Here is a 6,933-nt window from a genome sequence, read left to right on the forward strand (position 1 = left end):
GGGTAAGGGTGGCCTTTTCTGCACCGGTTGCAGTGGGTGTGGTTACAGGCTGTTTTGCAGCTACGGCAGCGGGTTGCTGCGGACGCTGGAACACATACAGGGATAATACCAGCAAACCTGCTACCACTGCGGCAGCTGCCATGATCCAGTAAGGACGTTTTTTGTGGTGAACGATCTTTTCATGAATATTATCCAGCATTGCTGCTGTAAGCTCCGGATCCACTACTTTATGCTGCAGGTGAAATTGTTCCTGCATCAGCTCTTCCAATTCCGTTGCGTTTGTTGTTTCCAGATACGCCAGCAGCCATTGTTTCTCTTCAGGCGTCCAGTGGCGCCTGTTCAGTAATTGCTGTAATTTTTGTTTCTGATCGTCCATCTGGTGTGCTAATGTTTCTGAATAAATACTCCCGGGAATAGCGATCGGGGGGAGCAGCCGGAAAAAATATTTTTAGGACAGGCAGCAGGCCGCCCAGGTAAACATCAATTGTATATACAGTAAGTGATACTCCGGGTGTTTACGCACATATTCCTTAATGCAGGCCAGGGATGCGGACAGGTACTCTTTTACCGTATGCTTGGAAAGCTGCAGCTCCCGGGCTGTTTCATCGTAGCTTTTACCGTGGATCTTACACAGCTCAAATACTTTGCGCTTTTGCGGGGAAAGCTGGCCAATGGCCTCTTTCAGCAGCTGCATCTGCGCTTCATAGTAACCGTTCTCAGACTCTGCCGGCTGTTCGTTGGCCCTGGCGTATACCGCGGCTGTACGCAACGATCTTTTAAGCCAGGTAAGCGACTTATTATAGCTCACTACGAACAGCCAGCCGCAAACATCCTTTTCAGGACTGATCATACGGCGCTTTTCCCACAGGCAGATGAAAACCTCCTGCAGAATGTCTTTTGTGGCATTTTCGTCCCTCGTGAGCTTAAAAATGTTGGCATAAACCAATCCATGATAGGCATGATATAAACTATCAAAGGCATTTATGTCTCCCGAACGAAGACGCAGGATAAACTCTCTTTCATGACAGTTATTCGACACAACGTGGCAATTTACCGTAGTAATATATAAAAAGAATCAGTGACTTAGCTACAATTAATACTACCGGGAGGGGTGGATCGGGGGGATTGGAGGAAAAATATTTTTTTTATCTTAGCTATATGATAAAAATCCACAATAAAATAGCTGCTTTATTACTTGCAATGTCTTTTGCCATCACAGCCCATGCGCAAAATACCATCAATAATTATAAATACGTGCTGGTACCCGAACGGTTCGATTTTCTTAAAACAGATGATCAGTATGGGTTGAATATGCGGACAAAATTACTACTTCAACAGGTAGGGTTTACTGCTTTCATGACGAATGAAGCGTTGCCTGCGGAAGTTGCCGGTAATAATAAATGCAATGCACTGAAAGCGGAAGTTGTGGAGAAGAAAAAATTCCTGTCCACCGGTTTAACCCTGCTGTTAAAAGATTGTCAGGGTACGATCGTTTACAAAGGCGAAGAAGGAAAAAGCAGGGAGAAAGAGTGGCAGGCAGCCTATTCAGAAGCGCTGACAAATGCCTTCACTTCACTGAATGCTGCACAATATAAGTACGAAGGCACTACGGCGCCACAGGCATCACAACCAATGGCAAGTGCTCCGCCTGCGCCTGTAGCTCCTGCCCAACCTGCTACGGTTAATGAAAGCCAGGATGTTTTATATGCTCAGGCCAATGGCAACGGCTATCAGCTGATAGATACCACTCCAAAAAAAGTAATGACCTTGCTGAAAACATCTCAGCAGGATCAATTTATTGCCAATGATGGTGTATCGCAAGGTATTGTATTCAGGAAAAATGGCGAATGGTTCTTCGAATACTATAAAGATGATAAGCTTGTTTCCCGGAAATTGAATATTAAGTTCTGACAGGCTATTCACCGGATTACATGCTTTTTACCACAGCGCCTGTATCACTGCTCCGGATTGCCTTCGACCGGATAGTATTGAAAAATTCAGGAGTAAAACCAAGATAGCTGGCGATATGTTTTTGCGGTACCCGTTTATCCAGTTCCGGGTATTTCGTGCGGAAGTAGTTGTATCGCTCGCAGCCGTTCATAGAAAGCAGCTGTATTGTTTTCAGATGATGCATAGCGAGTGCATTCTGATAAGAGATCCTGAAAAAGCGTTCCAGCTTTGGCACTTTTTTCAGAAAGTCCTCCAACGCCATATTCGGTATGTGCACCAGCTCGCAATCCTCCAGCGCTATGATACTGCACAAAGCAGGCGCATTGAAGGTTCTGCTGTATATGTCGGAAACCCAATACCCTTCCACAGCAAAATATGTATTATGCTCCATCCCTTTGTGATCAGTATAGTATGTTCTTAAACAACCTTTGTTCACGTAATATTCGTGGCGTGCATCTTCCCCGCTGCGAACCAAAAATTCCTTACGCTTCAGCTGCTTTATGCTCATGATGGCGGTAAGCTCGGTTTCCTCTTCTTCTGTAAGTGTAACGTGACGGCGGATGTTTGTAAGAATATGCTCGAATTCCATAAAGATACCTGGCTTTGAAAAGCCAAATATCCCAACTTGGGCATCAAAAAAAATTAAGGTAGATTAATTTTTTAAAGTGAAGCGGTTCCCGTTCCAGGAACCGCTTCATTATTATACAACCGGCAGGCCGCTGATGAACAGCAAATGACAGTTAGCTTTGGCAGCTAAAGTAATCTGCGTGTTTTCAGCAGAAGCGCCGAAAGCGATCGTATCATTTGATTGCATTTCGAGACTTCCGGCAGGCGTTTCCATATGCAGTTCGCCAGACAATACGTAAACAGTGCCATTCCAACCGGCGGGCAGTATATGCTGAAAAGCTTTACCACTACTGATCATCAGGTCAAGAAAGGTAATATGCTCCGGCGTTTTGACAGGGTTCACCAGATCGCCGGTTGCACCTGTCACTACTTTTACGCGTACGCCATCTGCCTCCTTTACGGGCATTTTTTCAACAGGGATCAGCACACTCTTTGGCGGTTGGTTCCTGCTTTCAACGGGAATATCCAGGAAGAGCTGCAGCCCGTGGATCCGTGTATTGTTCTCTTCCGGGAACTCGTGATGCGTAACGCCGCTGCCAGCCCAGGTCCATAGCAGGCTGCCGGTGGTGATGGTGAGATCTGACCCCATGGAGTCTTTATTATGATATGCCGCCGAATCTTCAAAAAGATAACTCAATGCAGACATGTGCCGGTGTTGATGCGGGCCAAAAACATCGCTGCTTAAACGGAAATCATCGAATCCCATGAGTGGCGAAAATAAGCCGGCATAGTCGTGCCTGTTGGCCCTGAATGCGGAAAAAGACGGGTTGCCGGTTTGAACTAGCTGTACTATTCCTGATAACTTCAGATCAGACGACATATAGTGTTAGATTTTTTTGTTGAATAATAAAGCATCCAGGCTGGCCTTTCCGCCACCTGCGATCAATAAAGACAACAGCATGCTTAACATCAGAATATGATATTCATACCCTTCCCCTGTAATGTTACCATACCAGTTCATGAAGAAGCCTGCATGAATGTGCACCATCAATATCATTCCCAACACAAGTACGGTAAGCGACAATGCAAACAAACGGGTAAACAGGCCAAGCAAAATAAAAATGCTGCCAAAAAATTCCAGGAAAATGATCAGGAAACCGATCACCGATGGTATTCCGATCGAAGAGAAATAGCCCATAGATGCGGTGTAACCATATCCTCCAAACCATCCGGCGAGCAGTTGTGCCCCATGCGGGAACATTACGATGGCAAAAGCAATTCTCAGAATAAGCAGCGGGATGGCCGCGGGATTAGTTTGTCCGGTTTTAATAAGTAACGAATTCATAAGGTGTAGAATATTTTATGCAAAGCTATCCCGATGCCGCCTAACGGCTCTTAAGAAAACTTAAGAAATCCGGGATCTTATTTTCTTGCACGCGTCACCTTTGCATGTACCGTATTGAAAAATTCAGGTGTTAAGCCCAAATAAGTGGCGATATGTTTTTGGGGGATACGGCCTGCCAGGCCGGGATATTTTTCTATAAAATTGATGTATCGCTCTTCCGCGCTCAAATGCAGCATATCAAGATTTTTCAGATGCTGATTCACGAGCGAAAATTGATAAGAGAGGCGGAAGAATCTTTCCAGTGCAGGTACCTTTATCATAAACTCCTCCAGCGCCTGGTGTTTGATCTCTACCAGCTCCGAATCTTCCAAAGCCACGATATTACTATATGTTGGCGCCATTTGCGTGCGGCTGTACAGATCGGATATCCACCAGTCTTCTATAGCGAAATAGAGATTATGCTCAAATCCTTTTTTATCTACAAAATAGGTGCGCAGGCAGCCTTTATTTACAAAATACTCAGCAGTACAGATATCCCCTTCGCGTAAAATAAATTCTTTCCGCTTTACTTTTTTGATGGCAAGCAATGCACAAAACGCTTCTTCCTCCTGCAGTGTGAGTGAAGCAAACCTGCTTATGTTCTTTAAAATGCTTTCAAATGCCATGATCGGACAATTAATAATAAGTAGTGATACGGCGAAAAGTTACCATCTCAATTTCCGTAAAAAACTAAGAAATATTAAGTTTTTTAACCGGCCTATCATGGAGTTTTGTGTACAAGATTTAAAACTATGATAAACTTTAATGAAGGACGGATCGGCTTCGAAGCCATAGGCAACACATACCCGCCTGCTGAAAATGTTACCCGTGAGAACGTAACGATTGCAGGTATTCCCTGCGCCTGGTTCATACCAACAGACGTGAATACAGCAGATATAGCGGTCTTTATTCATGGCGGCGCTTTCATCTTCGGCTCTATCAATTCTCATGCACCGATGGTAAGCTACATTGCGCAGGCGCTGAACCGGAAAGTGCTGGTAATAGATTACCGCCTTGCTCCCGAGCATCCATTTCCGGCAGGCATCGACGATTGCGTGGCCGTTATTCAACAACTGGATCAGCCCTTCGGTATCATCGGTGATAGCGCTGGCGGCAATCTCACCATGGCCACACAGCTCAAATTAAAAGCGGTCAACGGACCGGCTCCACTTTACAGCATCGTGATCTCCCCATGGGTGGATCTTACCTGCAGCAATGAAAGCTATATCCGTAATAAAATAGCAGACACGCTCCTCTCGAGGGAATACCTGATGGAAGCCGCAAATGCCTATGCTGCCGGCCAGGAACTGTCTGCCCCCTTATTATCACCTGTAAATGCAGTATTCAATGATCTCGCGCCAGTGCTCATTATGTGTGGTACAAACGAGATCCTGGAAGATGATTCCGTTCATTTACACAAGCAATTGATACAATCCGGCGTAAACGCAACACTTGAGCTGTTCGAAGGCGAGCTGCATGTATGGCCTTTCATGAATATCCATACCAAAGCATCCCGCAAAGCCCTCAGCAACATGGCACACTTTGTAACGGAACAAACCAATAAATAATCAGGATCTGCTAAATCTCTCTTTTATGATATACTCGATTATTTCCTCCATGGCCGGATGGGAAGGCATAGCGAAGAAAATGCTTAGGATCGCTGTTGCGGTTGTATTTATATGGATCGGCGGGCTGAAGTTCTTTCCATATGAGGCAGACGGAATAGTGCCCTTTGTGGCCAACAGCCCTTTTATGTCTTTCTTTTACAACCATCCAACTGAATACAAAAAGCACATCAATAAAGAAGGCGAGTTCAATGCGGAAAATCATCAATGGCACGAAGAGAATAACACATACGGTTTTTCCAAAGGCCTGGGCGCCTTCCTGGTGATACTCGGTATTTCCGTGCTGTTATACAAGATCACCCCGGGATGGAGTCTTATTGCTACTGTGCTGATCTTCATCATGACACTGGGCACGCTTTCATTTCTTGTAACTACCCCTGAAAGCTGGGTGCCGCCATTGGGTGATCACGACTATGGGTTTCCTTTTTTGTCCGGCCGGGGAAGGCTGGTGATCAAAGACATTGTAATTCTCGGCGCCGCGCTTGTTCTCATGAGCGATACAGCCAGGCTTTATCTGCAAAAACGATCTGAAAAATAAATGATCCTGAGCATGAGCGTTAACGTTCCAACGGGAGAAATTAAAAGCCGCTACAATCATTGACTGTAGCGGCTTTGAGATACTTTAGCGCTCATTAGTGATTTTTGAGCTTTTTAAGCTGGTTGCCCGACCTGGATTCGAACCAAGACAAACAGAGTCAGAGTCTGTCGTACTACCGTTATACTATCGGGCATTACGCGAATTGGGAGGGCAAATGTATAAATTTTTTAAAAAATAGCCAATAAATATAATTTTTTTAATTGAACAACCCTTTTTTCCCCCTGGGAAACCGCACCTAAACCCGCCCTCAGAAACAACGCAAGCGCCCTAAAAAACCGCCTTCAGCCTGTCCGTAGCCTTTAACCCGCCCAGCACCTGGATATTGATCTCGTCCGACAAACCCAGCTGTACATATCTTTTTTCAAAGGTCTGGGGCTGCACTTCCACCTCCACATAAGGCTTTTCCTTTTCAAACCGTACCACGCTTTCCCGTACTGCCAGCACATTATTCAGTTTTTCCAGTACAATGTCGGCTGTGGCGCTGTAGCCGGCCCGCAGGAACTGCGTGCTGTCCAGCTTAATGGCAGCCCGCACCTCAAAAGTGGTGGCGCCTTCTTCCTTTACCCCGTTGGGCGAAATAAATTCCAGCTGGGCATGGTAGGTCCTTTCTTCAGTGGCCCGTACGGTAATGGCCAGGTCCATACCGGGTTTCAGGCGGTTCACGTCGGCTTCTTCCACTTTGCCGGTAAAGATCATATCGTTCATATCGGCAATGGTGGCAACGGTAGTGCCTTCATTGAAGGTATTGCGTTCTATTACAAAATTGCCTTCCTTGGCAGGTACATCCAGCAGTATGCCATTCACGGTAT

At 45.7% G+C, this 6,933-nt stretch carries 10 protein-coding genes and 1 tRNA gene; 3 read left to right on the forward strand and 8 right to left on the reverse strand.

The genetic code is table 11. From position 1 onward, the window contains the following. Positions 1-376, reverse strand: a 376-nt coding sequence (locus tag VIM87_RS25105; RefSeq protein ID WP_331999650.1) for a hypothetical protein, incomplete at its 3' end; no start/stop codon positions are given. Between the two features lie 72 nt (positions 377-448). Then, complete coding sequence (locus tag VIM87_RS25110; RefSeq protein WP_331999651.1) at positions 449-1,039, reverse strand: RNA polymerase sigma factor; 591 nt, start codon at positions 1,037-1,039, stop codon at positions 449-451. Positions 1,040-1,158: 119 nt separating this feature from the next. Here VIM87_RS25110 and VIM87_RS25115 point away from each other — a divergent pair, with 119 nt between their 5' ends. After that, the gene (locus VIM87_RS25115; protein WP_331999652.1) at positions 1,159-1,911 is read left to right on the forward strand and encodes a hypothetical protein; all 753 of its coding nucleotides are present in this window, start codon (positions 1,159-1,161) and stop codon (positions 1,909-1,911) included. 16 nt (positions 1,912-1,927) lie between these two features. On the opposite strand, the gene VIM87_RS25120 is transcribed toward VIM87_RS25115, so the two are convergent. The 4 genes from VIM87_RS25120 to VIM87_RS25135 form a co-directional block, all read right to left on the reverse strand. Beyond that, a complete protein-coding gene (locus VIM87_RS25120; protein WP_331999653.1) occupies positions 1,928-2,539 on the reverse strand; it encodes a Crp/Fnr family transcriptional regulator in 612 nt (203 codons plus the stop codon). 111 nt (positions 2,540-2,650) lie between these two features. Beyond that, entirely contained in the window at positions 2,651-3,397 is a 747-nt protein-coding gene (locus VIM87_RS25125) for a pirin family protein (protein WP_331999654.1), read from the reverse strand. Between the two features lie 6 nt (positions 3,398-3,403). Continuing rightward, positions 3,404-3,862, reverse strand: coding sequence for a DoxX family protein (locus tag VIM87_RS25130; protein ID WP_331999655.1), 459 nt, complete (start codon positions 3,860-3,862; stop codon positions 3,404-3,406). 77 nt (positions 3,863-3,939) lie between these two features. Next, a complete protein-coding gene (locus VIM87_RS25135) occupies positions 3,940-4,527 on the reverse strand; it encodes a Crp/Fnr family transcriptional regulator (protein ID WP_331999656.1) in 588 nt (195 codons plus the stop codon). Positions 4,528-4,653: 126 nt separating this feature from the next. On the opposite strand from VIM87_RS25135, the gene VIM87_RS25140 reads away from it, so the two are divergent. Both VIM87_RS25140 and VIM87_RS25145 read left to right on the forward strand, forming a co-directional pair. Beyond that, entirely contained in the window at positions 4,654-5,469 is an 816-nt protein-coding gene (locus VIM87_RS25140; RefSeq protein WP_331999657.1) for an alpha/beta hydrolase, read from the forward strand. A gap of 25 nt (positions 5,470-5,494) precedes the next feature. Further along, the gene (locus VIM87_RS25145) at positions 5,495-6,064 is read left to right on the forward strand and encodes a DUF417 family protein (protein WP_331999658.1); all 570 of its coding nucleotides are present in this window, start codon (positions 5,495-5,497) and stop codon (positions 6,062-6,064) included. Between the two features lie 119 nt (positions 6,065-6,183). Here VIM87_RS25145 and VIM87_RS25150 read toward each other — a convergent pair. Together VIM87_RS25150 and VIM87_RS25155 are read right to left on the reverse strand one after the other, a co-directional pair. Further along, positions 6,184-6,257: transfer RNA gene (locus VIM87_RS25150), tRNA-Gln, on the reverse strand. Between the two features lie 134 nt (positions 6,258-6,391). Next, a partial coding sequence (locus tag VIM87_RS25155) for an efflux RND transporter periplasmic adaptor subunit (protein WP_331999659.1) occupies positions 6,392-6,933 on the reverse strand: 542 nt, incomplete at its 5' end.

The sequence above is a fragment of the Chitinophaga sp. genome, assembly GCF_036569125.1.
Classification (GTDB): Bacteria; Bacteroidota; Bacteroidia; order Chitinophagales; family Chitinophagaceae; genus Chitinophaga.